Annotated in this window: 25 protein-coding genes and 1 riboswitch; of the genes, 17 read left to right on the top strand and 8 right to left on the bottom strand. The window is 44.1% G+C overall.

The window, feature by feature from the left end; all coding sequences use genetic code 11:
* The first annotated feature begins 129 nt into the window (after nucleotides 1-129).
* The 4 genes from FQV28_RS01155 to FQV28_RS01140 all read left to right on the top strand — a co-directional run bounded on the left by FQV28_RS01155 (nucleotide 130) and on the right by FQV28_RS01140 (nucleotide 3,614).
* Entirely contained in the window at nucleotides 130-498 is a 369-nt protein-coding gene (locus tag FQV28_RS01155; protein WP_146493769.1) for a D-aminoacyl-tRNA deacylase, read from the top strand.
* A gap of 459 nt (nucleotides 499-957) precedes the next feature.
* Nucleotides 958-1,755 carry a DUF4397 domain-containing protein gene (locus FQV28_RS01150; protein WP_146493768.1) on the top strand — a complete coding sequence of 266 codons (798 nt, stop codon included), beginning with the start codon at nucleotides 958-960 and terminating at the stop codon, nucleotides 1,753-1,755.
* Nucleotides 1,727-2,365, top strand: coding sequence for a class F sortase (locus FQV28_RS01145; RefSeq protein ID WP_146493767.1), 639 nt, complete (start codon nucleotides 1,727-1,729; stop codon nucleotides 2,363-2,365). Before FQV28_RS01150 ends, FQV28_RS01145 begins: the two co-directional genes overlap by 29 nt.
* Before the next feature lie 184 nt (nucleotides 2,366-2,549).
* Nucleotides 2,550-3,614 carry a glycosyltransferase gene (locus tag FQV28_RS01140; protein ID WP_146493766.1) on the top strand — a complete coding sequence of 355 codons (1,065 nt, stop codon included), beginning with the start codon at nucleotides 2,550-2,552 and terminating at the stop codon, nucleotides 3,612-3,614.
* Between the two features lie 70 nt (nucleotides 3,615-3,684).
* Here FQV28_RS01140 and FQV28_RS01135 read toward each other — a convergent pair whose 3' ends face one another.
* Nucleotides 3,685-4,392 carry an MBL fold metallo-hydrolase gene (locus FQV28_RS01135; RefSeq protein WP_146493765.1) on the bottom strand — a complete coding sequence of 236 codons (708 nt, stop codon included), beginning with the start codon at nucleotides 4,390-4,392 and terminating at the stop codon, nucleotides 3,685-3,687.
* 178 nt (nucleotides 4,393-4,570) lie between these two features.
* On the opposite strand from FQV28_RS01135, the gene FQV28_RS01130 reads away from it, so the two are divergent.
* Nucleotides 4,571-5,323, top strand: coding sequence for a DUF695 domain-containing protein (locus tag FQV28_RS01130; RefSeq protein WP_146493764.1), 753 nt, complete (start codon nucleotides 4,571-4,573; stop codon nucleotides 5,321-5,323).
* 47 nt (nucleotides 5,324-5,370) lie between these two features.
* On the opposite strand, the gene FQV28_RS01125 is transcribed toward FQV28_RS01130, so the two are convergent.
* Nucleotides 5,371-5,844 (bottom strand): hypothetical protein, encoded by a 474-nt coding sequence (locus FQV28_RS01125; RefSeq protein ID WP_146493763.1) that lies wholly within the window; start codon nucleotides 5,842-5,844, stop codon nucleotides 5,371-5,373.
* Nucleotides 5,845-6,114: 270 nt separating this feature from the next.
* On the opposite strand from FQV28_RS01125, the gene FQV28_RS01120 reads away from it, so the two are divergent.
* Nucleotides 6,115-6,786, top strand: coding sequence for a ribonuclease H family protein (locus FQV28_RS01120; RefSeq protein WP_146493762.1), 672 nt, complete (start codon nucleotides 6,115-6,117; stop codon nucleotides 6,784-6,786).
* Nucleotides 6,787-6,794: 8 nt separating this feature from the next.
* On the opposite strand, the gene FQV28_RS01115 is transcribed toward FQV28_RS01120, so the two are convergent.
* Entirely contained in the window at nucleotides 6,795-8,336 is a 1,542-nt protein-coding gene (locus tag FQV28_RS01115; protein WP_146493761.1) for a glucosyltransferase domain-containing protein, read from the bottom strand.
* Between the two features lie 143 nt (nucleotides 8,337-8,479).
* Here FQV28_RS01115 and FQV28_RS01110 point away from each other — a divergent pair, with 143 nt between their 5' ends.
* From FQV28_RS01110 to FQV28_RS01105, 3 genes are all read left to right on the top strand, one after another.
* Nucleotides 8,480-9,490, top strand: coding sequence for a glycosyltransferase family 2 protein (locus FQV28_RS01110; RefSeq protein ID WP_146493760.1), 1,011 nt, complete (start codon nucleotides 8,480-8,482; stop codon nucleotides 9,488-9,490).
* Nucleotides 9,491-9,565: 75 nt separating this feature from the next.
* Complete coding sequence (locus FQV28_RS19085; protein WP_186763748.1) at nucleotides 9,566-9,706, top strand: hypothetical protein; 141 nt, start codon at nucleotides 9,566-9,568, stop codon at nucleotides 9,704-9,706.
* Nucleotides 9,669-10,145: a DinB family protein gene (locus FQV28_RS01105; RefSeq protein ID WP_146493759.1), complete on the top strand. Its 477-nt coding sequence runs from the start codon at nucleotides 9,669-9,671 to the stop codon at nucleotides 10,143-10,145. Before FQV28_RS19085 ends, FQV28_RS01105 begins: the two co-directional genes overlap by 38 nt.
* A gap of 58 nt (nucleotides 10,146-10,203) precedes the next feature.
* Here the strand turns inward: FQV28_RS01105 and FQV28_RS01100 are convergent, their stop codons facing one another.
* Complete coding sequence (locus FQV28_RS01100) at nucleotides 10,204-10,491, bottom strand: hypothetical protein (protein WP_146493758.1); 288 nt, start codon at nucleotides 10,489-10,491, stop codon at nucleotides 10,204-10,206.
* Between the two features lie 199 nt (nucleotides 10,492-10,690).
* Here FQV28_RS01100 and FQV28_RS01095 point away from each other — a divergent pair, with 199 nt between their 5' ends.
* From FQV28_RS01095 to lipA, 3 genes are all read left to right on the top strand, one after another.
* Nucleotides 10,691-11,620 carry an aldo/keto reductase gene (locus FQV28_RS01095; protein ID WP_146493757.1) on the top strand — a complete coding sequence of 310 codons (930 nt, stop codon included), beginning with the start codon at nucleotides 10,691-10,693 and terminating at the stop codon, nucleotides 11,618-11,620.
* Between the two features lie 110 nt (nucleotides 11,621-11,730).
* A riboswitch (TPP riboswitch) is annotated at nucleotides 11,731-11,833 on the top strand.
* Nucleotides 11,834-11,908: 75 nt separating this feature from the next.
* Nucleotides 11,909-12,748: a lipoate--protein ligase family protein gene (locus tag FQV28_RS01090; RefSeq protein ID WP_146493756.1), complete on the top strand. Its 840-nt coding sequence runs from the start codon at nucleotides 11,909-11,911 to the stop codon at nucleotides 12,746-12,748.
* Nucleotides 12,745-13,689: a lipoyl synthase gene (lipA, locus tag FQV28_RS01085; protein WP_146493755.1), complete on the top strand. Its 945-nt coding sequence runs from the start codon at nucleotides 12,745-12,747 to the stop codon at nucleotides 13,687-13,689. The genes FQV28_RS01090 and lipA overlap by 4 nt, the downstream gene beginning before the upstream one ends.
* An 84-nt stretch (nucleotides 13,690-13,773) precedes the next feature.
* Here lipA and FQV28_RS01080 read toward each other — a convergent pair whose 3' ends face one another.
* From FQV28_RS01080 to FQV28_RS01070, 3 genes are all read right to left on the bottom strand, one after another.
* Nucleotides 13,774-14,022: a spore coat protein gene (locus FQV28_RS01080; protein WP_255472753.1), complete on the bottom strand. Its 249-nt coding sequence runs from the start codon at nucleotides 14,020-14,022 to the stop codon at nucleotides 13,774-13,776.
* Nucleotides 14,023-14,095: 73 nt separating this feature from the next.
* Complete coding sequence (locus tag FQV28_RS01075; protein ID WP_146493753.1) at nucleotides 14,096-14,317, bottom strand: spore coat protein; 222 nt, start codon at nucleotides 14,315-14,317, stop codon at nucleotides 14,096-14,098.
* 48 nt (nucleotides 14,318-14,365) lie between these two features.
* A complete protein-coding gene (locus FQV28_RS01070; protein ID WP_146493752.1) occupies nucleotides 14,366-17,134 on the bottom strand; it encodes a YfhO family protein in 2,769 nt (922 codons plus the stop codon).
* A gap of 166 nt (nucleotides 17,135-17,300) precedes the next feature.
* Here FQV28_RS01070 and FQV28_RS01065 point away from each other — a divergent pair, with 166 nt between their 5' ends.
* Genes FQV28_RS01065 through FQV28_RS01055 form a run of 3 tightly spaced genes read left to right on the top strand, consistent with a single transcriptional unit; the run spans nucleotide 17,301 to nucleotide 19,026 of the window.
* Nucleotides 17,301-17,825 carry a P-loop nucleotide/nucleoside kinase family protein gene (locus FQV28_RS01065; protein WP_146493751.1) on the top strand — a complete coding sequence of 175 codons (525 nt, stop codon included), beginning with the start codon at nucleotides 17,301-17,303 and terminating at the stop codon, nucleotides 17,823-17,825.
* A 27-nt stretch (nucleotides 17,826-17,852) separates the two neighbouring features.
* Complete coding sequence (locus FQV28_RS01060; protein ID WP_146493750.1) at nucleotides 17,853-18,533, top strand: Type 1 glutamine amidotransferase-like domain-containing protein; 681 nt, start codon at nucleotides 17,853-17,855, stop codon at nucleotides 18,531-18,533.
* A complete protein-coding gene (locus FQV28_RS01055) occupies nucleotides 18,523-19,026 on the top strand; it encodes an NUDIX domain-containing protein (protein WP_146493749.1) in 504 nt (167 codons plus the stop codon). The genes FQV28_RS01060 and FQV28_RS01055 overlap by 11 nt, the downstream gene beginning before the upstream one ends.
* Before the next feature lie 87 nt (nucleotides 19,027-19,113).
* On the opposite strand, the gene FQV28_RS01050 is transcribed toward FQV28_RS01055, so the two are convergent.
* A complete protein-coding gene (locus tag FQV28_RS01050; protein ID WP_146493748.1) occupies nucleotides 19,114-20,238 on the bottom strand; it encodes an amidohydrolase in 1,125 nt (374 codons plus the stop codon).
* Between the two features lie 183 nt (nucleotides 20,239-20,421).
* Between FQV28_RS01050 and FQV28_RS01045 the strand changes: the two genes are divergently transcribed.
* On the top strand, nucleotides 20,422-20,871 hold the full coding sequence (locus FQV28_RS01045; RefSeq protein WP_146493747.1) for an Lrp/AsnC family transcriptional regulator: 450 nt from the start codon (nucleotides 20,422-20,424) through the stop codon (nucleotides 20,869-20,871).
* Nucleotides 20,872-20,944: 73 nt separating this feature from the next.
* Nucleotides 20,945-21,793, top strand: coding sequence for a M55 family metallopeptidase (locus FQV28_RS01040; RefSeq protein ID WP_146493746.1), 849 nt, complete (start codon nucleotides 20,945-20,947; stop codon nucleotides 21,791-21,793).
* The last annotated feature ends 16 nt before the right edge of the window (nucleotides 21,794-21,809 follow it).

Genomic DNA, 21,809 nt, shown 5'->3' with positions numbered 1-21,809 from the left:
ATGCCTATAAATATGCAGGAATTTTTAAAAGTTTCAGCGAATTTAAGTATTAGACGAAAAAGAGAAGATGTCAAACAAATGGGTACCGAGCTACTTTAATGTCGCAGAAAAAAAGAGGGGGAAAAGAAGATGTTGATCAATCCGCATGAATCTTTTATGTCCGCTGCGATCCCGGAAGAACTGCAAAAACTCTATGAAGAAATGTTGAAATACTGCCAAGAGTATGGACCTAAAAAGGAAGACTTGGAGGAGGATGACGAGGCTTCGATTATATTGGATGACATCAACCTTTTGAACCCTCAAGACAAAGATAGTTGCATAGAAGCCATCCGTTTGCTTCACTACTTTTTATACGAATACAGTTGGCATGAAGATGCGGCCATTGAAGAGAAAATCGATGTATTATTGAATAAGGCAAGGGAGATATTGCCGAAAGAGAGACGGCAACGCCGAACAATGCGCAGATGGATCATGCGGTTGGACAGTCGAAAAGAATGAAATATATAGATTTTATATAAAACAAAGCGGTGATGCTTTCTTTAACCGGAGGCAGCATCGCTTTTTGCTGTATATGGCAGTATGGCGCATTCCTAAAGGTTAAAAATTCTTCTGTATCTGGAAAAATCAAAGTGCAGGCTTGTCTGGCATAAATCTTGTACTTTAAAAGCTTGGTTTTTTTAGGCTCTTTAGGCCAATCGATTGTTTAGTTTCGATAATATCAGTTCCCGCACGAAAACTGCGGTTTTCCAACAGTGGCTTTTCGTATATTTCCTAATTTTTAAGTTACCCGTAAACCTGCAAACTTAACTCATTATGTTTATCAAAACCTTAAAGTTTATTAACTTGTAGTAAATATTTTTAATTATCAGAATTTTATATTGCTTTTAAATCAAAAAAGTAGTATAAATAAAGTGTGTCAATGTTATATAAATCTTATACAAAAGAGGAGATGTTAGGATGAAAAAGGTTTTTGCTTTGATCGCTGTTGCCTTCGCTTTGGTTTTTACAATGGTTTCAGGAGTTTATGCAGCGGATACAGCCAAAGTTAGGGTCGTTCATGCTTCACCCGATGCCCCGGCGGTCGATGTCTATGTCAATGGCGAATTAACGTTAGAAAATGTTGCTTTTAAGGCGAATTCCGGATATTTGGATGTTCCGGCTGGAACACATGATGTAGAAGTTTTTGCAAATGGATCTGAATATGCTGAAGGTGAAGGGGTGCTGCGGGCGGATTTGGCGGTTGAAGCCGGAAAAGCTTATACCGTAGCAGCGGCCAATACAGTCGATGCATTGGAATTTGTAGTTGCTGAAGATTCAATGGAAGTATCAGAAGGAAAAGCGAAAGTCCGTGTCGGCCATTTATCGCCAGATGCTCCAGCAGTTGATGTCGGTGTGATCGATGGAGATGCCCTTTTCAGCGGAGCTGAATTTCCTGGCATCACCGATTATGCTGAGGTGGATGCCGGCACATACGATCTTGAAATCCGCTTGCCTGATGGCACACAAGTATTGCCGCTTGAAGGAACGGAACTGGCAGCAGGGACAGTCTATAGCATCTTTGCCGTGAACAACGCAGATGCGCTTGAAGTGATAGCATTGGTGGATTATGAAAGCGCCGGTTCTCCAGGCGGCATGCCGACTACCGGCCTTGGTACGCCAGATACCCAGCAAAGCTCTTGGCTATTAATGGTAGGAGGCCTCATCCTGGTAGTTGGAGCGAGCGGTTTTGTTTGGAAAAAACGCATTCAAAACTAAGCGGCTGATATTGCTGTCGCTCGTTTTATTAGCTGGATGCCAAAGCACAAAAGACGAAGTGAGCATACGAAGTGAAAATATCGAGTTCTCTTCAAAACAGTCTGCGGCAGTTACACTTTCGCATCGCCCTGCCGCTGAAAATCCTATCAATGCTGCTAAACGGGAAGGTGTCAAACCGGCAAAGGTGTCTATTCCAGCCATCGGCGTGGAAGCAGCCGTACAGCATCTTGGAACCACAAAAGCCGGGGCAATGGCCGTACCGGATGATATCAATGAGGTCAGTTGGTTTGAACCGGGGTACCGGCCGGGGCAGAATGGACGTGCCGTTATTGCTGGACATGTAGACGGATTGGACGGCCCAGCCATCTTTTGGAACCTGACTCAATTAAAAGAAGGGGATAAAATAATTGTGGAAGGTGAAGGAGAGCAGCTGACGTTCCAAGTCTATGCAATGGAGTCGGTCCCGCTTGAACAGGCTGATGTATCTTCCGTTTTCGGCTATACCTCTTCGCCGGAATTGGTTCTCATCACTTGTTCAGGGGTATATAGCCATTCCATGGGCACTCGTGAGGAAAGATTGTTTGTGTATGCCAGTCATATAGAAGAGTAGACCAAAAAGGTTTTGCCTCTTAGCCAGGGCAAAGCCTTTTTGCATTTTTATTTTAAGAAACAGTAGAATTGGAGGAAAGTCTTTAGCGGAGCTAGCAGAGAAGGAGATAGTGCCTGCTTCAGAGAATAAAATGATTATAGGAAGGATGGGTGGCCCGCACTGAAGCAAAGGGGGTAGGGGAATTTTGGAAAGGCAAAAGTTAGTCAGCATCATTGTCCCTGTCTATAATTCGGAAAACTATATCGGCAATTGCATATCCAGCATACTGAATCAAACTTATGAGAATATTGAATTGCTTCTTATAGATGATGGTTCCACAGACCAAAGCGGCAAGGTGTGCGACGAATATGCCCAGATAGACAGCCGAATACAAGTGCTGCACCAAGAAAATAAGGGAGCTTCAGCGGCCAGGAATACGGGACTCGATGCAGCCGGGGGAGACTATATTCAGTTTGTCGACGGTGATGATACAGTTGAACCGGACATGACGCAAAGCATGGTAGCCGCAATTGGTGAAGCAAACCAGCTGGTCATTTGCGGATACAAAAATATGATTGAGTGCAATAACAGTTTAATCAGTGATGAAATTTTTTGTTTTTACAAAACAGGGAGTTTCCTAAAAGAAGACCTTCTAGGCTTTTTTGGTGAACTTTACCGGGACTATTACATCCATTTTAATTGGAATAAAATTTATGTGGCACAAATTATCAAAGAAAACGGTTTGAGGTTTGACTGCGGCGTGAGCCGTGGAGAAGACATGCTGTTTAATCTTAACTACCTGGAAAAATGCAGCCGCATAAAAATCATTGAAGATCCCTTCTACAATTATATGACGTCCAACAGCGGCTCAATCACCAGTACTTTTCGCCCTGACTTGTTTGAAAACCAGCAGCTGCTTTTTCAAAGTGCCCGGGAATTCCTGCAGCGCAACCAGGCATATACCGACAGAAATATCGACTTGGTAGAAGAGTTTTATACAACCCGAATTGTGGCCTGCTTCTCGAATCTGTTTCACCCCAATAGCACCTTATCTTCACGCCAAATAAAAAAACATATATTGATAATCATGTGGGATGATGAAGTGAATAAACAACTGCCTTATTTTGCGACAGGAAATTTTGAGAAAAAACTTGTCGGAAACTTGCTGGCGGCAAGAAAAGTGGAATGGATTTACTGGTATTTTAAAATCAGGAGTTTTCTTCGCAAAAAATTGAATGCTTTTGGGCCAAAATCTAAAAAATGGATTTAGCCCGGTTTGCGAGTGCAAATAAAATAGCCGCTTCCAAAAACCGGGAAGTTTTGGAAGCGGCATTGCCATCTTATTTTATATTTTTTTCGCTTTCCTTTATGGCTTTTTGAAAGGCTTTCGCGGGATTTTGAATCATTCTTCCATGGCCAACTGCCAGCAGATGGGGATGGAAACTTTGCAGCTTTTTGGCGCTTGCAAGCGCGGTTCTTTTATTCCATGTGGCGAGGGCAGGAAATGGAAACAGTGGTTTAAAGGTGCCTGATACGGCAACGCCGCCTCTCGTATGAAGTGCATCTCCCGCAATCAAACTATTGGTTCGCCGGTCGAGAAGGGAGATGGAGCCGGGTGTATGGCCTGGTGAAAAAATCACTTCTAAAGAACCGATGAAATCCCCCTCCTGAAGAAGGATATCCGGCTTGGATTTAATGTTTTTCGGAACGCCGCCTTTTATCGGATGCCCGGCTTCTCCAGGGAGCAGGCTTTTGTCTCCGGCCAATAAGCGCGCGTCTCTCGATGATATGGATATCATAGCCTCCGGAAACTTCGCCTTCAATGTGTCAAGTGCACCGATATGGTCACTATGGGCGTGTGTCAAAATAATGTTCGTAATTGGCTTGCCTATTTTCTTCGCAGCTTTCAAAATGCCTTTTGAACTGAAGGGAAGCGCGGCATCAATCAATGTCAGTTCATTTTCTTCTTCAACCAAATAGCAGCTCACAGGAAAAAAACGGGGCATGAAAGTCAATTGGTAAACAGTTCCTGCCTGGACCATTTTCACAGATACACCACTCCTTTTTTCTGATTATACAACAGAGGCTGCAAGTAAAACTTCAAAAGTCGGAAAATTTTCATTTCATTTTCTTTGAAAAAAAGTATAATAAATTCAACTCTTACTATAAGGGTTGCAATTGAATGGCATCTGGGCAAGAAATTATCCATGGGATGGAGGGATTGAAATGTCGGAATACTGGAATGCGTATGTGGATTTAATTGATGGCAAACCGGCATCAATCGTTTTGGATATGGAGGTTTCGCAAGAACTTAATGCGGAAGAGTACAAATACGCCTTTGCAGTACGGGTGCCTCTGAAAAAGCCTAATGTGGACGGCTTGCATGCCGGGGTGGAAGCGGACCGTTTGGCCCTCATCGAAGAAGAGCTGTTAGAAGCAGCAGAGCTTAAGATGTATGCCAATGTCGGCAAACTGACGACTGACGGCAATCGGGATATATTCTTTTATTCACCGCAGGAAGAAGAGGAGCCGCTTGCACTGCTTGCGAACAAATTATACTTTTTAGCCGGCTATGAAGTGGAGGTTTTTAAACTGCAGGAAACCCAGAGCTGGGATTTCTATTTTGAATTCCTTTACCCGGATCCTTGTCAATTTCAGCATATGGGCAACCGAGATGTATTGGAGACACTTGCGCTGTCAGGCGATAATTTAGAAGCGCCGCGAAGAGTGGACCATTTTATTTTGTTCCAAGATAAGAAGATGATGAAGCGGTTTGCAAACAGCATTCAACGGGAAGGTTTTACAATTGAAGAAGGCTCATTCGAAAAAGACGATGAAGGCAATTACGTGGTATATATCTCAAGAGTCGATTTTGTAACATACAATGCTATCGATGAACTGACCGATTTTCTGCTGGAAATTTCAGAGAGATTCCAAGGGGAATACGATGGCTGGGAAACCGTTGTAGTAATAGAATGATTGAGAACTAAAAAGAACTTTCCAAGCATTTGCTTGGAAAGTTCTTTTTATTTTGCCCGCAGCGCTTTTATCGCTCTTACAAGCAGCACGACATATCCACAAATCAATGCGTATCCAATAATGACTAAGAGTGCAGGCACATAGCTTGGCGCTGTTCCTGAATCGGTGGACATAGCTGCTAAATACAAGGGCATGATTGGCAGCATCATAGCACCTGGCCCCATAGAGAGCAGCAGCAAAGCGCCGGGAACGATAACCAACCAAGGCCAGACTGGTTTTTTCACTGCATGAGGCGGTTCGGCTCCGGTGTTTTGGGTCGCCGGTTCTAAGTCCGGTGCTTGCCAGGTTGCCAAGGTTTTAATGGATCGCACCGTTTTATAGGCCCTGCGCATTGTCCAGATCACAAGTGCACATATACTGACAGGAATCACAGTAAATATCATGGAAAGCATGCTGACTTCGTCCGGTTTCCAGAGCGGCATAAATAACAAAATCAACATATACGGCAAAGTGGAAATCAAAAATAATCCACCAATGATCAAAACGAACCAAGACAATAATTGGTTTTGCGTTTTTTAACAACTGGCTGTTGCAACTTTTCCATTCCCCTTTAACTGAAGAGCGTTTTTGAATTAATTATAAAATAAGCGGCATTAAATTATAAGAATGGAAGCAAAATATTTTAATAATGTGTATTTTAAAAGCTGCTAGTGGGTGGGTGTTTACAGGCTGCTGAAACGGAAATAAGACAAGTACATTAAAGTACATGAATATGAAAAGGGGTAGCAGCTATGAATATTCGAATTGAATGGGCTTACCGCACACCGAAGGGGACAGAAACTTTTTTCCGCTCGGAAGAAATGCCGGCAGCGCAAGCGGTATTGATTGCAGAGGATATTGAGCGGACAGGGCGCGTAAGAAGCCTGCAGTTTGTTGACCGGTTTGACAGCATGTGGACACTAAAAGAGTTGAAAGGCTATATAAAAGGAATCGAAACGGAACCCCATAATATCGAGGTCTATTTTGACGGAGGTTTTGACGTGGCGACAAATCGTTCGGGACTCGGATGTGTGATTTACTATGACCAAAATGGCAAGGCGTACCGGTTGCGCCAAAATGCACCTTCTTCGGAATTGACATCAAACAATGAAGCGGAATATGCAGCGCTGCATTTGGCCGTCCAGGAATTGGAGCTATTGAATGTCCATCATCTGCCTGTGCGGTTCATCGGGGATTCCAAAGTGGTGATCAACCAGATGGGCGGAAACTGGCCAGCGCTTGAAACCGATTTGGCCCGGTGGGCAGACCGGATTGACGACAAATTAAAAAAACTCGGCATCCAGCCGGAGTACGAACTGGTGCCGAGAAAATCGAATGCAGAAGCGGACCGGCTGGCGACCCAAGCGTTAAATGGCATCGAAATCAGCGGGACGCTGGAATTGGGAGCTGATGAAAAAAGCTGACAAACACCTTATTCGAGCTCTTCGCCTAACTTGATGATGAGCGTATCGCCGATAATCCGGACCGAATCTGCAGCGGGCCAGCTTTCCATATCCGCATAAACGCTGCTTGACAAGATGCTTTCATATTCTTGAGGTGTTACTAAATCATAGGAGATGCCATACATATTTTCAATCATATACTGGTAATGGCTTGGAAACCTCAAGAAAGTATCCCCAAGCGTCCCTGTCATCCGTGGGACACTTTCTGGAACATCCTCTGTTGCCAGTTTGGATTCCATAGCGATTTCTCCGAATATTGCCAGTTTGCTGGCGTTTTCGTAGCCGCTTGTCTGTTCAATGCGGTTGACGATCCGGTTTACTGCTGCGGTCGATTTTTCATATTTCAAGTTCATATTGAAATACGAGATATTCGCAATCAACGCAAAGTTAAAGATGACGACTGCCGATACAAGAACGGTTCCCCAAGAAAACAGCTTTGTTTTTTGAGTGGAGGCTGTAAAATTATCGTAAAAAAGAATAGGCAGTAAATAAAATGGAATGAGTGGCAGCATCATCAACATATGGTAATTCACGCCAGGCGAAATAAAGTAAAGGCTGTAGGCCGAAAAAGGCAAGCTTAAGATCAAAACAGCTGCAATGGCCACCATGGGCTTTGCCATAGCTTGTTTGCGCTGCCTGATGAACATCACAAATCCCAGCAGGAGCAACGCAAAAACGGCTACGTTAGCAATCTCAAACAAATTGACCGGCATCTCGGGGCCAAAACCTCGGAAGAAAAAGTGGGAAAAGGCATTGCGGACCCGAATTATAGGATCCCATAAACTGAATGCACTGCCTACTTCATTCAACCCTTGGTAATCCCGCACCTTACCTGCAAAGAAATTGCGGTAAAGCGTGAATGTGATAGTATAAAGCGCCATGCCGATGGCAGTTAATGCAAAAAAGCGAAGGACGTATGTAAAAAATTTTCTTAACGAAATCTGTCTATAAAGGATTTCGCTAATCAAGAAAAGGGTAGTCAATGTTAAGAGTAGTGGTAAATTGACTTGATAGATTCCCACTGCGAAATAAACCAGTAGTGAGCCTGGCAAAAAGCCATACTTGTATTTTTTCGTCAGCAATAAAGCGAATGCTGTAAGCAAAAACCCTGCCATATAGCCGTCTGCCGTAAACATATACGAAAAAATGGCACTTATTGCCGGAAACGAGACGATCAGGCTGGAAGTTAGAACGATGGAAAGCGTTTTTTTCAATTCCAGCAGTTCCGCAATCATGGCGGAAAACACTGCCAAGTAAAAAATGGACAGAATCCCATTGATCCAGGGCAAATCAAAATAAGAACTGATTCCACTAAACGGGGATAGATAAAAGCGGCCAAGATTAAAATTGAATTGAGGGGTGTATATATTAATTAAGCTATCGTGATTCGGGATTGCATTGGTAAATATATACATATGGGTTAAGAAGCCGATGATCACCGTGGAAAGAAAAGCCGTCTTCCAGCGGGGTTTAACGTGTTGAATCCATTTGGATAATAACTGTTCTGGCATAAGCTGCTCCTTTGTTTTAAATTTCCCTTGTTATAGGGGAAAAACTATCGAAAGTATAGCATAGCAACCCCCGATTTCAAAGCAAGCTACTATACTGCAATTTCAACTAGAAAAGAACAGATGCATGAAAGGTGTGGAAGACGATGAGGCTGATTACAATTCTTATTCCGGCTTATAACGAAGAGGCCGTTCTTGCCGTCCTCTTGGAGCGATTGAAAAAAGTGACATCCCAAATTCCGGACTACCGTTTTGAATATTTGTTCGTCAATGATGGGAGTACCGACCGTACCTTGGAAATGTTGAAGGGAATGTCTGTGTTTCATCCGGAAATCTCTTATATTAATTTATCCCGGAATTTCGGGAAAGAAATCGCCATGCTTGCCGGCTTTGACCACGTGCGCGGAGATGCGGTCATCATTCTCGATGCGGATCTGCAAGATCCACCGGAATTGATTCCGCAGATGCTGCGCTATTGGGAACAAGGCTATGACGATGTGTTTGCTAGGCGGAGAAGCCGGGCGGGCGAGACCTGGTTTAAGAAATGGTCGTCCGAGTCCTACTATAATCTGCTGAAAAAAGTATCTTCCATTCCAGTCCAAAGCAATACCGGCGACTTCCGGCTGCTCGACCGCAAATGCATCGAAGCGCTGAACCAGATGCGGGAAACCCAGCGCTACACGAAAGCGATGTTCAGCTGGATCGGCTATAACAAAAAAGAAATATTATTCGACCGTGAGCCTAGGGCAGCAGGGACGACGAAATGGAATTATCCCAAATTGTTCAACTTGGCGGTCGACGGCATCACGGCATCGACAATTGCCCCGTTGCGGATATCCTCATTCTTGGGGATGGCGGTATCACTTTGCGCTTTTCTTTATATGCTCTTCATATTGGTGCGAACTCTTTTATTCAATGATTCTGTTCCCGGTTATCCATCGCTGATGGCGGTCATATTATTCCTCGGCGGCATCCAGTTGCTGTCCCTGGGGATTATCGGTGAATATTTAGGGAAAGTCTTTCAAGAAACAAAAGGCCGACCTGTTTATTTGGTGCAAGAATATTATTCCCGTATGCACGCTGACAAACGCAAGGAAAACAAATCGGTTATTCAGTTAAATCGAAAAAGCCTGCCTAAGAAATCGAATGATTTCTAAGCAGGCTTTTTTGCTTACGTTGAATGGTATTAATCAGCAGTTCAGCGGCCATTGACTATCCATAGGGAGGGATGGATGCAAGGATTTTGGACAATACGTGAAAAGTGGTATGCCTGGTACGAAACTATACCGGAAGCAGAACTGTTTCGCCAAGGGACAGCAGTGAAGGGGGAGCGTTATGGAAAAGGAATTTTTTCAGAATGGGTTTCATGGTAAAGGTGCACATGTTGACACAGCGACAGTATTTGCTGGCCTGGAATGGCAATTGGCTGGTGAAAAGCCGGGGAATTGCCCGCATTCGGTCTGGGAACTTCTCAAACATATGGTTTACTGGCAAGACTTCATGTTGGCTTATTTGAAAGGGGAAACTCCGGAAAGCCCGGAACATGCAGCAGAATCATGGCCGGACTCACCTGCTCCAGCAAGCGAGGAAGAATGGGACAATACAGTTTCCCGCTTCCTGTTCGGCTTGCAGGAAGCCGAACAGGAAGCCGCAAAAGATTTGATGGAAAAAGGCCTGGAAGGCAAAGGAAGAACACGTGCAGACTGGTTGATGGGCATTATTCTCCACAATGCTTACCACACTGGCCAAGCAGTTCTGGTCCGGAGAATGCTTGAAGCTTGGCCGCCTCCTTCAGGCAGGGATACTTGGTAAAGAATATCAAGCGAAAAAGAGAAACCGAATTGGTGTTTCATCCAACTCGGCTTCTTTTTTAGCTATATTTGTTTTCATTTTCTTCAAGCTCGCGGTTGGTAAGGGGATAGCCCATTGACGTCCATTCGGCGCGGTATGTGGCATCAAGTTCCGAAAGTCCAATTTCTGCATCGTCATATGCTGCATTTGGGCTTTCTCTATGGTCGACTTCTACGCTATTTCGAATATCGTGATCTTTATAAATCCAATACGTATTTTTTTGTTTTTTATAATTTTTAAGAAGCAAGTATATGCTGGTCGCCGCAATTCCAGCGTATAAGATATTCTGTGTCTTGTATTTATCCATTCTTCTTCCTCCATTCAAAAATAGTGTTTCTTCTGCATTTCCCTTTTATCGGAAAGTTAATCATTTTGAAGAGCTGACATATATCTGTGGAATGCGGGTAAAAGAGACTACTGGCAGGATAAGTTGGTGTTTTTCTTTTCAAAGAAAAAAATCAGGCCGGTTATTCTGAAAGAATGAATTCAATAGAAAGGATGTTTTGATGAGATTTTCCACATTGAAAAAAACAGATCTTCAAATTTCTGTTTTAGGCCTTGGAACGAATGCGGTAGGCGGACATAACCTCTACCAAGATTTAAATGAGGATGATGGAAGAAATCTGGTGCGCGCTGCAATAGACTTAGGCATCACGTTTATCGACACTGCTGATGTTTACGGCGAAGGGCGTTCAGAGGAATTGGTCGGTGAAGTGCTGAAAGAGTACGGGCGGGATCAATATGTTATCGCTACAAAAGGCGGAAGCAACTGGCGAAACGGAACAAAAGACAATAACCCGGCTTATCTCCGCAGCGCCTTGGAAGATAGCTTGAAGCGTCTGCAGCTGGATTCTGTGGATTTGTATTATATCCATTGGCCAGACGAAAAAACGCCGCTTGGTGAAGCGGTGGCCGAATTGTCACGGCTGAAGCAGGAAGGGAAAATCAAGGCGATCGGTGTTTCAAACGTTTCGCTCGAACAATTGAAAGAAGCCAATAGCAGCCTTGAAATTTCTGCTGTCCAATTGCAATACAATATGTTCCAGCGGGAAATCGAAAAAGATCTACTTCCATATTGCGTTCAAAACAATATTTCGGTCATTGCATATGGGCCGTTAGCATATGGTATTCTGGGAGGGGAATACTCCAAAGATTTTCAATTGGAAGAAGGAGATTGGCGTAATAGTTCGCCGTTGTTCCAATCAGGAAATTTTGAAAAATATATTGATAAAGTGGAACAGCTGAAAAAAATAGCGGACAAAAAAGGGACGGACGTCTCTAACTTGGCACTGGCCTGGCTGCTTGAGCAGCCAGGAGTCGATGCTGTCATTCCGGGAGGGAAAAGACCGGAGCAGGTGCAGTCAAATATAGCGGCTGCAGAAATACGGATTGAATCTGAGTTGATGGACGAAATCGAAGAGATTTTGCAAAGCTAAAGGCAGAATTGTGATGCGAAATTAGATTTTAAAAATAAATAGGAAATTTCTTACTATTCATTGTTCTCTTGTTTGCAATGTGATAGAATTTTACTCAAATGAAAATAAAAGTTGACTACTGGGGGAGCCGCATATCGGCTGAGACGAGCATTGCTCGGACCCTTTGAACCTGATCTGGACCATGCCAGCGGAGGGAAGTAGTGTGCGAATGCTTCTTTTTTGCGACTGCATGCGCCGCTTCCCACCATGGGAAGCGGCGCTTTTTATTTTCAAAAAAGGAGGGGGAAAATGAAGGATACATGGTTTTTTATAGATTCCGGCCATTGCACTCCGGCGTTTAATATGGCGCTTGATGAAGCTTTGCTGAATTGGCACAGCGCTGGCAAAATACCGCCGGTTTTGCGTTTTTATGGATGGGAACCGGCCGGTATTTCCATCGGCTTTTTTCAAAAAGTGGATGGGCAAATTGATATGGAAGGCGCCAAAAACTTCGGAATTGAACTTGTGCGCAGGCAGACTGGCGGCAAGGCGGTACTGCACGACTGTGAATTAACGTATAGCGTCATTGTTTCAGAGGAGCATCCGGATATGCCGAAAACCGTTAAAGAGGCTTATCTGGTGTTATCCAGAGGGCTATTCGAAGGCTATAAAGAGCTCGGAATTAAAGCGGAGTTTGCGATGCCGAAAAGCGAACTGGCGAAAAAAGGGTCAGCGGTTTGTTTTGAAGAACCTTCTTGGTACGAGTTGGTGATTGATGGAAAAAAAGCGGCAGGAAGCGCCCAAACACGCAAAAGCGGTGTGATTCTTCAGCATGGATCAATACCGCTCGAAATAGATGACATCAAATTGTTTGATTTGTTTTTGTACCCAAATGAAGAAGTAAAACAACGGGCAAGAAAGGCGTTTGGCAATCGTGCAGTTGCCATAAATGATGTTTTGCCGCATCCTATCAGTTTTGATGAGGCAAAAGCGGCTTTTAAAAAAGGATTCGAGCAAGGGCTGGAAATTGAACTGATTCCGTTTGAACTGCCTCCTTCTTTATTGGAGGAAGTTTTGCATTTGGAACATAAGTACAAGAGTAAAGAGTGGAACTATTCAAGAGGAAGAAAGGAAGTGCGGCAATCATGACAAGAAACAAAGAATACATACGCAAACCTGAATGGCTCAAAGTAAAGTTGAATACTAACGAATCTTACACCGAATTGAAAAAGCTGATGCGGGAGAAAAACTTGAATACCGTCTGTGAAGAAGCCCGGTGCCCGAATATCCATGAATGCTGGAGTGTGCGGAAAACGGCGACGTTCATGATATTAGGCGACACATGCACAAGGGCATGCCGTTTTTGTGCGGTCAAAACGGGATTGCCGAACGAACTCGACTGGGGAGAGCCGGAACGTGTCGCCGAATCTGCTGAAATTATGGGCTTGAAACACGTTGTAGTCACCGCCGTGGCAAGAGACGACTTGAAAGACGGCGGAGCAGCAGTATTCGCTGAAACAGTTCGGGCCATCCGACGGAAAGTTCCTGCCTGTACTGTTGAGATTTTGCCTTCCGATATGAAAGGGGACTATGAAAGTTTACATATGTTAATGGACAGCGAGCCGGATATTTTCAATCACAACATTGAAACCGTCCGCCGTTTGACGAAACGCGTGCGAGCTGTTGCGACTTATGACCGGTCGCTGAAGCTTTTGGAGCGTGTTAAAGAAATAGCTCCCCATATTCCAACCAAATCGAGCATCATGGTGGGGCTGGGAGAAACGAAAGAAGAAATCTTGGAAGCGATGGACGATTTGCTCGCAAATAACGTGGATATTATGGCAATCGGCCAGTACTTGCAGCCGACCAAAAAGCATTTGGATGTTGTCCGGTATTACCATCCGGATGAGTTTGCGGAACTAAAGAAAATTGCTCTTGAAAAAGGATTCAAGCATTGTGAAGCCGGCCCAATGGTGCGTTCTTCTTACCACGCGGATGAACAAGTCAGCGAAACATCGGCACAGCGGCGGATCAAATACATGAAAGGCTATGAATCACAGGGGAAACTGTTGGAAAGCGCGGAATTTTAAAAGGAGTTGAATTCACCAAACTCCTCGACGCAAAAAAGCGCCGGCAAATCATCTGATTTGCCGGTGCTTTTTCTCGATAATAGCTTATTTGCTGAATTTAAGAGCAATATCCGCCTTTTTAAGATCGTGTTCAAGCTGTTCGTCTATATCGTAAGCGTGGTACATTTCATTTTTGATCATGTATTGCGCGAGCTTGTCATGAAGCTCGATAGCATTGTCCAATTCACGGCGCAAAATCTTTTTTACGCTTGGGGTTGCTGTTTCCGTAATGGCAACGGCTATATTGCGGACACCGGCTTTTGCAGATACAAGCAGGTCGGTTGCAATGACCATATCATCGATCAAACCCTCAGGCACGACTTGCACTTCAGCCTCCAACTGTTTTTCTTCATCTTTTTTAGTCATATTAGGCTTCCTCCCCGCTTGATTGTTTGCTGGCATCCGCCAGGATTTTACGCAAATCTTTGACCGCTTTTGTGGATAACTCAGTATCTTCTTCGATAATTTCCTTTAGCTTCTTGTCTTGCACCATGTCAACAAACAATTTGTTTTTTGCGAGGCATGCCGTTTTAAAAATAAGCACCTCATGGACTTCGAGTGTTTCATGCATAGCGAGCTGTTTTGCCATGTAATCTCCTCCTGGTATAAGTTAGTTACTAAAGTTGCTAGTACCGGTTTACCCAGTTTCGTGCCTTTTAACCCTCTTTTCTTTTCGAATGCAGATAAAGGCGAAGGCAAGTGAAAGGAGGGAAAAGAAAAGCGAACGGTAAAAATAGGGCGGCCGGTAAGTAAGTTCGATTTTGTTGAAGCCGCCTTCAGCTGCGATAGCCGTGAAGGCGTAGTTTGCTTCTAGAATCTTCTTGCTTTTCCCATTCACTTTCGCGCTCCATCCGATTTCATAAGGAATCGGCATTACAAGGAAATCTCCTTCTTCGGCAGATGGATACTCGGCATAAAAACGGCTGCCATTCCATTCCGCTTTGGTTTCTTGCGACGCCTCTTCAACTTCCTGTCGCAGCACCTCATATGGTTCTTCATAAACTTCCAATTCCGCAAGTTCGTAAACTCCCCGGGGGACCCGAATCCGGATTGTGTTATCAGCAGGAATACGGATGGTTAAGTCGTCAATATATGTCTTATAGACAGAGCCGCTCCATTTTCGAGAAGTTTTATACGGATTGACTTGCAGGGTAAACCCGTTATCGGGCTTTTTGTTGGTCAACTGAAACGATACATACAAATCGCTTGCTGCAGGAAGCGGCTTGTCTAATATCAAGTCCAAACCGCCCGAGTCGCCGGTCACATCAAGAATCTTGCCTTCAAAACTGGCGTTGTCTTCCTGGATGCTATACTTCAACTTTTCAGGTGCAGGGGGGAGCGGCGCAGGGGCTTCTGGGTTGTTCAAAACGACCCCCTTTAACATCGCATGCTCCCTTAAAAGAATGGGTTTCTGATCCAATTCTTGTTCACTGTAGACAAGTGATGCGGCACGGACAAAAGGAAGCCGATAACGATTTTCAAAAACCGCAAAATTTTCGCCAGCCAGCACTTGTTCGAAACCAGCAGGCACGTTTTCATTGTTCGGGCGTAAAATGACATAATCGGCTTTAAGCAAACTGTGCAGATTTGTTCGTTTGCCAAGCGTCGTAATGCGGCTAACACTTTCACGTGCCATATCGATTTCAAGGTCCGTCAAATAAAAATGCACCACTTCGCCGTTTAAGATGCTGGAATAAGCGCTCAATCCCCTGAAGTTTTGGACAAGCGGTGTATTGTTCCGCTGGCTCTCCATCCATTCGACCCGGTAAACTGAATCGGATGCCCGTTCTTCTATCTCAGCTAGAAGATCTACTATTTCCGGATCATCATAATCCTGGCCAGTAATAAGCTCTTCCGAAACTTTATGCGTATTTCCGCTAGTAACGAGTACGACATACTGAAAACCATTAGCAGCCAAAATCAAGGCAAGTACCACGAATAGAGCGAGCTGTGATGCTTTTCCATTATCCTTGGCAGCCCTCGAGAACAACATAAAAGTGACGATGGCGACCCCTATTACGCCGATATACAGAGGAAGGCGGACATCGAGTTGGTTTTCTGCAATCGCCTGTATAAATTGGTAGCCACTTCCTAAAATAACCAATAGTATGATAATTAAGACCAAGAGTTGGCCTTTCATAGAATTTTTTTGAACGGCCCGGGTATACAAGAAGAAAATAGACAGCGCGAAACCGAAAACTGCCACCAAGAAAGGTATGGATACGTCACGTGCCGGATCGATTACGGCAAAACTGAAGTAAGCTGCCAACCCGAAAACGCCTGCAATTGCGGCATGTTTTATATTCAGCTGTTCCAACTTGCTGAAACCTGCTGCTACAGCACCTCCTGCAGCAAAGGAAATAAAATATTCCCAGCGGTATTGAGGAGCGGAAAAGCCGTTAAAGGCACTTGCCATTACCGGGCTGTAATGGAGCACCACGCCAACTAATACAAGCAACGAAAAAAAGCGGAATCGGACACTTTTGTAAAGGGGAAACGCAAACGCCATCAATACAAAAATGGCGGGCAAAACCAAGTAACTGCTTGTAAATAAAATATTGTCAATCCACTCAAACCAGCTGATTTCGTGGGCATACGGCGGACGGTAATTATTTAAAAAAGAATAGGCCGCCGGGACAAAAGAGATGGAGCTGATGCCGGCGCCTGCCAAACCGGCAATCAATAGCTGTTTAAAAATGATGGATTTGGATACTTCGTTTTTTCCTAGCGGCATAAAGAGCCGTAAAAGAATGTAAATAGCTGTTAGCAGTAAATTGATATAAGCAAAGTAAAAGTTATCGAACATGGATAGCGCGACAGCAAACAAGAACCAGCCAGAGCGCTGTTCCCGAAAAATCTTTTCAACGCCAAACAACAGCAAAGGAAGCCATAAATAAGCATCTGCGAAAAATTCCCAATATGTGGTATGGCTAAAATACATGCCGGATATGCCATAGACGCAAGCACCGAGAAAAGCAGGAATCGGTCCGAATTTCATAAAACGAAAAACCGCAGAGGCGATAGCCAAAACCGCAGCTAGGCGGATAATGCTGATAAAGACAGCAGCTTGTCCCCAAAATAAGATATCTGGTTCAGGTATAATGCCGAGTGATTCCAGCGCATAAAACACACAAATGGTTAAAATAAATAGAATGGATGTTGCGAAATAATAGGAAAGCCAGCCTAAAGTGCCGCTTCCCAGTCCTAGTTGTGTCGAATAGAAAAATTCACCGGAAGTGTATTGATGATATAAATGGTTTTTGAATGGCAGCATTTGAGACAAGCCATCATTATTGCCCACCATGAAACGGCCTTGCGTCCATTCGTATAAGTAAGTAATGTGGGAAAGTGTACTGACAATCAGGCATACGGCTAAAAAAAGAATGCAGAACAGCACTTTTCGCATGGGCAACCTCCTTTAGTTTAGGCGGGGAACTGCCAACCCTTTTGTGTTTTAATCACCAGGTTTTTATTCAGTATAGCGTTGGAAAGTAAAGAGCGCGTTAAAATATTTTAGAAAATAAAATAGGATAGCATTGTCCTAAATAACTTGAAAAAGCGAGGCTGCTGCTATGTTTTTTCTTCAAATGTCCGGATTTCCAGGCTCCGGAAAATCAACGTTGGCCCAATTGCTAGCGAGAAGAACAGGCGCCGTCATAGTAGATCATGATGTGGTCAAATCTGCATTGATGGAATTTATGGAAATCCAAGCGGTTGACGCCAAAACTGCCGGGAAAATTTCCTATGGAATCGATTGGTCCTTAATCGATTTCCACTTATCAATCGGCCATGCTGTCATCTTTGATAGCCCTTGCTTATACGCCGAAATGCTCGGTAAAGGCATGCGTTTGGCGGAAAAGTACAATGTCAAATATAAATATGTCGAATGTTATTTGAATGATTTTGAAAAAATAAACGAGCGTTTGAAAAATCGGAATCCGAAAATTAGCCAAATCCAAGAAGTTCTATCTGAAAAGATATTCTCCGTTGCTGTCGACAGCAGCGAAAAACCGCTCAATGTTGAGCATTTGATAATCGATTCAGGCAAGCCGGTCGACAGCTATATAGACGAGGTGCTCGATTATATCTTGAAATAGCAATTGATATAGAGAGGGGAAGAGGAAGTGGGGAAAAGACATTTATTTTTACAAGGGGGCAGTCCGCCTTTTGAAGCGCAATTGGCCGAACAATTTTCCAGACTATCTTTGAAAGAAAAAGGAAAGGTGGCCATCTTGCTTGTAGAGCGGGAAGGATGGGAAAAATATTTGCCTCAATATACCGATATTTTAAGAGAGAACGGAGTGGCGGATTTCTTTTGTTTGCTATTAAAATCCCAGACATCTAGTAAAGACATAGAGGAGCTGCGGTTTTGTACTGGCATCATTATCGGCGGTGGCGACACTGAACGCTACCGGGAGTATATTGTTGATACGGCAATTGGGCCGCTCATAAAAGAACGGTACGAACAGGGAATTCCGGTTGCCGGTTTTTCGGCTGGCGCTTTGATTAGTCCGGAAGTATGCGTTATCCCGCCGATTGATAATGCGAAAAATGAACATTTGTTTTTGGAAGGATTAGGGCTTTTGAGAGACCGTGTCGTTAGCGTCCATTATACCTTTTGGGAAGAGGAAGATAACTTGAAGAAGGCAATTGCCAAAACAGGTGCTTCAGGTGGATATGGAATAGATGATGAGACAGGTTTGTATTTTGAAAACGAACAATTGGCATCCATCGAAGGTGGAGATGCATATACACTTGAATGCAAAAACGGACACTGGATTGAGGAGAAGCTAAATGGCCAATGATGTGTTTGTAAATTGGGGAGGACAAAGGATTTGCCTGCGGTGGCACGCCAAGAAGAAAGTTGGAGCAGAAGACCTTGTCACAAGTGTCCATGGCTATTGCTTCAGCGAAGGAAAAGTGCTATTGGTCCACGTTAAGGGACGCGGCTTTAATGTGCCTGGTGGACATGTGGAAAACGGGGAAACGGCAGAAGCGGCGCTGCACAGGGAAATTTTCGAAGAAGCCTATGTTGTCGGCACTTCTAAATACATAGGAGCCATTGAAGTGGATCATACGGACAATCCGGATTTCATGGAAAATGGCCCGTACCCAAAGATCGGCTACCAATTATTCTACCGAGTCGACATCGACGAATGTCTGCCATTTTTAAGAGAAAACGAAACCCTTTCCCGCATCTGGGTCGAACCCGAAGAACTTTCATATGTTATGGACGACCATGAAATCGGTGCATTGATTTTAATGGACGCTTTGAAGCTCGAAAAACGAAACGAATAAATTGATGTTAACTTTTTAGCATGCCTCATCCAACATTAAAAGCAGCCTCTTATTTTTAAAGAGGCTGCTTTTTTGTTTATCATCCGTTCAATTAACTGCTTCACCATTGATATAGACACTTTCGACCCGGCTTGAAAGCTCAAACGGGTTGCCGCTCCAAATGACAAAGTCTGCGTCTTTGGCAGGTTCGATGGATCCTACACGATCGTCCACGCCAAGATGCTTGGCGGCATCCGAAGTCAAGGCCGTCAGTGCTTGCTGCTCAGTAATGCCGTGGTTGATTGCATGGATGGCACTTGTCACCAAATACTCAATTCCGACAACAGGGTGGTCGGTCGTCAATGAACAAGGAACGCCGGCGTCGAGCAAAGTTTTGATCGTCGCCCAGTTCTTGTCTTTCAGTTCTACTTTCGAGCGGGTGGACAGCGTCGGGCCAACCGAAACCCGCACATCGTGCTTCGCGATATAGTCAGCAATGTGGTGGCCTTCGGTGCAATGTTCAATGGTGATGTCAATGTCAAATTCGCGCTTGATGCGAAGAACAGTGAGGATGTCGTCCGCCCGGTGGGCATGGACGCGCAGCGGGATTTCTTTGTTCAGCACCTTCGCTAAATTCTCCATGTCCAGCTTGCGTTCTTTTTTCTCTCCGTTTATGTAATTTTGCGCTTCAATCAGTTTCTCGCGGATCAATGCCGCAACGCCCATCCGGGTCACCGGCATTCTTCCTTTGTCTCCGTGATATTTTTTCGGGTTTTCGCCAGTAGCCGCTTTCATGCCGGAAGGAGATTTTAACACCATTTCATCTACAATATGCCCGACTGTTTTCAAAACAAGCATTTCTCCTCCAATCACATTGGCGCTTCCCGGCATGACTTGGACTGTCGTGACGCCGGCGCGGCGGGCATCTTCAAATCCGGCTTCCATTGGATTGATGCCGTCAATCGCCCGGACTTGGGGGGTGACGGCCGAGCTCGTCTCATTAAAATCGGCGCCTTCTTTCCCGACGCCTTCTTCTGAAATTCCTAAATGGGTATGCACATCGATCAATCCGGGTGTGACGATTTTTCCTGAAGCATCTATAATTCGATAGCCTTCAGGAATATTGTTAGAAGATTTGATTGCTTCAAATTTTCCGTCTTTCACGAAAATTACCTGGTCATCCAGCACTTTACCTATACCATTAAAAATTTTCGCGTTTGTAATCGCTATCATAAAAAAACCTCCATTTCGATAAAAAAAAGGATTGATTTATAAAAATACATATTATAAACTAAGCATTAATATTCCTTTTTTAGATAATAAAATATATTAAGAATATTGTAAAGCGTTACTGAAATCGAAAAAAAGACCTTATTCCGGTAACGAGGAGGCGCCAAGGCAGAGAGAAGGTGTTTCATGATTTACGAACTTGACGAATTGGATCACGGAATCATCAAGAGGCTATCAGAAGATGGGCGCGTATCATTCGCCGAGTTGTCAAAGTGCCTGCATGTCACAGAAAAAACCATCCGCTTGCGTTACAAAAACTTGATCGACAAAGAAATTCTCAACGTGGTTGGAATAGTCAATCCAATTGCTTTAGGACTCAAAGCGGGTGCAATTATTCAAATCAAGACGAAATCCCAAGCTTTGCAGCTCGTAATTGAAGAGTTGAAAAAGATACCGCCGATCCGCTACATTACCGTGACTTCCGGGGAATTTCCTCTTTTGGTCCAAATTACAGTAAGGGATCAGGAAAAAATCACAGAAGTTTTATACGCTATTAATGCAATTGACGCAGTTACAGAAGTGAACACAATTATTCAGTTGGATGTACACAAAAATACGTTTGAATACATCCGTTAAACACAAGTTAAATAGTCTGAATATTTAAATTAATTGTACTGGGTGAAAAATACAAACGAAGGATGTAGAGACGATGAAATTTTTTATTTCAGCTGACATGGAAGGGATTTCTGGTGTAGCCACCAATCAGCAATTAAAAACACCATCTGAGTATCAGCGTTTTCGTAAATTAATGACTGCAGATGTTAATGCTGCAATTGAAGGAGCATTTAACGGAGGAGCCACTGAAATTGTAGTGGCGGACGGCCATGGCAATATGTCCAATATTATCATTGAAGAATTAGACAAACGCGCGCGCCTCGTTTCGGGGAACAACCGGGTTATGTGCCAGCTTGAAGGGTTGGATGAAACGTTCGACGGAATATTATTTGTCGGCCACCATGGGCGGGAAGGCGGTTCGGACGTTGCAGTGATCAGCCACTCACTGGCTGGAATTTGCGTCAATGAGCTAAAGATCAATGGACATGTTGTTGGCGAAACTGAGATGAACACATATGTAGCGGGTTCTTTCGGCGTTCCGCCCGTTTTTATAAGCGGGGATGATGCCTATGTCCGGGAAGTGCAGGAAACTTTGCCACAGGTGGAAGCGGCCGTAACAAAACGTGCAGTAGACCGTTTTGCTGCAGAACTGCTTCATCCGGAAGTTGCCCAAGAAATTATTCGGGAAAAAGCGGAAACTGCCGTAAAAAATGCGGCAAACCAAAAACCTGTGGTGTTAGAAGGTCCTATTACGTTTGAAATTCAGTTCAAAGGATCGCAGCAAGCGAAGATGACGACGACCATTCCAAGCGTCGAATTAATTGGGCCAAAATCAATCCGTTTTACATGCGATGACATGATTACCGCCTATAAACACATGTGGGGATGTGTAATCATTGCGATTACCGCAACGAACGGCGTGCTTGGCAGTGTGAATGCTTGATTGTAAATCAATTTGA

It is taken from the genome of Planomicrobium sp. CPCC 101079 (assembly GCF_007859275.1).
GTDB lineage: Bacteria > Bacillota > Bacilli > Bacillales_A > Planococcaceae > Planococcus.
The sequence above is the reverse complement of the archived record's forward strand: the minus strand, read 5'-3'. Positions and strand labels throughout refer to the sequence as shown.

Coding starts and splice junctions, on each gene's coding strand:
- FQV28_RS01155 (WP_146493769.1), top strand. CDS start 130: ATGTTGATCAATCCGCATGAATCTTTTATGTCCGCTGCGATCCCGGAA.
- FQV28_RS01150 (WP_146493768.1), top strand. CDS start 958: ATGAAAAAGGTTTTTGCTTTGATCGCTGTTGCCTTCGCTTTGGTTTTT.
- FQV28_RS01130 (WP_146493764.1), top strand. CDS start 4,571: ATGTCGGAATACTGGAATGCGTATGTGGATTTAATTGATGGCAAACCG.
- FQV28_RS01120 (WP_146493762.1), top strand. CDS start 6,115: ATGAATATTCGAATTGAATGGGCTTACCGCACACCGAAGGGGACAGAA.
- FQV28_RS01115 (WP_146493761.1), bottom strand. CDS start 8,336: ATGCCAGAACAGTTATTATCCAAATGGATTCAACACGTTAAACCCCGC.
- FQV28_RS01110 (WP_146493760.1), top strand. CDS start 8,480: ATGAGGCTGATTACAATTCTTATTCCGGCTTATAACGAAGAGGCCGTT.
- FQV28_RS19085 (WP_186763748.1), top strand. CDS start 9,566: ATGCAAGGATTTTGGACAATACGTGAAAAGTGGTATGCCTGGTACGAA.
- FQV28_RS01105 (WP_146493759.1), top strand. CDS start 9,669: ATGGAAAAGGAATTTTTTCAGAATGGGTTTCATGGTAAAGGTGCACAT.
- FQV28_RS01100 (WP_146493758.1), bottom strand. CDS start 10,491: ATGGATAAATACAAGACACAGAATATCTTATACGCTGGAATTGCGGCG.
- FQV28_RS01095 (WP_146493757.1), top strand. CDS start 10,691: ATGAGATTTTCCACATTGAAAAAAACAGATCTTCAAATTTCTGTTTTA.
- FQV28_RS01090 (WP_146493756.1), top strand. CDS start 11,909: ATGAAGGATACATGGTTTTTTATAGATTCCGGCCATTGCACTCCGGCG.
- lipA (WP_146493755.1), top strand. CDS start 12,745: ATGACAAGAAACAAAGAATACATACGCAAACCTGAATGGCTCAAAGTA.
- FQV28_RS01080 (WP_255472753.1), bottom strand. CDS start 14,022: ATGGTCATTGCAACCGACCTGCTTGTATCTGCAAAAGCCGGTGTCCGC.
- FQV28_RS01075 (WP_146493753.1), bottom strand. CDS start 14,317: ATGGCAAAACAGCTCGCTATGCATGAAACACTCGAAGTCCATGAGGTG.
- FQV28_RS01070 (WP_146493752.1), bottom strand. CDS start 17,134: ATGCGAAAAGTGCTGTTCTGCATTCTTTTTTTAGCCGTATGCCTGATT.
- FQV28_RS01065 (WP_146493751.1), top strand. CDS start 17,301: ATGTTTTTTCTTCAAATGTCCGGATTTCCAGGCTCCGGAAAATCAACG.
- FQV28_RS01055 (WP_146493749.1), top strand. CDS start 18,523: ATGGCCAATGATGTGTTTGTAAATTGGGGAGGACAAAGGATTTGCCTG.
- FQV28_RS01050 (WP_146493748.1), bottom strand. CDS start 20,238: ATGATAGCGATTACAAACGCGAAAATTTTTAATGGTATAGGTAAAGTG.
- FQV28_RS01045 (WP_146493747.1), top strand. CDS start 20,422: ATGATTTACGAACTTGACGAATTGGATCACGGAATCATCAAGAGGCTA.
- FQV28_RS01040 (WP_146493746.1), top strand. CDS start 20,945: ATGAAATTTTTTATTTCAGCTGACATGGAAGGGATTTCTGGTGTAGCC.